The 570-nt window shown below is 46.1% G+C and carries 1 pseudogene; it reads right to left on the bottom strand.

What is annotated here, in order from left to right:
* Positions 1-570, bottom strand: a pseudogene (locus CKO12_RS14525) (hypothetical protein); the annotation flags it as partial.

The raw sequence follows: 570 nt of genomic DNA, 5'->3' as shown, positions 1-570 counted from the left end.
CCCGATGACCAAGGTCGTAATCCCGTTCCACTGGGTCAGCACAGCGTTGACCATGATAGCGTTTTTGATCCGCGAGAATTTCATCTACGGTCACGACATCACCGCTTTGAAGCGTAATCAAAAAGTCACCGCTTAATACCTGTTTTTCAATCGCTTGCCGTAAAACATTTTCTGCAACAGTTGGATCAAGTGCTTTGTGTGTTGTCATTTCTTGAATGCGATTCTGCATCCAGCTTGCGCGAATTTGTTGGGCTTGATCCGCTAGTTCTAAACGTGCTGTAGCTTTGAGTTCATTTAGACATGCGTTTTGGTTGTCATCGAGTTGTAACCGCTCAATACAAGCCTTGATGTCGAGTGGTGCATCGGGATTGATTACTTGTGGTGGTGGTAACCGTTGTTCGACTTGTGCGGCACATACCGCCCCACCTGCAAAATCGATCCTTGACGGCTGCCACACGGACGTGTCGAATACTCCACGATCTAAATAACTACCCGCTTTGCTGATTTCAAAGTGACCATGTCCATGTAACCAAAAGTGCTTATGCAGTAATGTTCCAAACTCAGGAATTA

The sequence above is a fragment of the Chromatium okenii genome (assembly GCF_016583745.1).
GTDB classification, from domain to species: Bacteria; Pseudomonadota; Gammaproteobacteria; order Chromatiales; family Chromatiaceae; genus Chromatium; species Chromatium okenii.
This window is presented reverse-complemented; position numbering and strand designations above follow the sequence as displayed.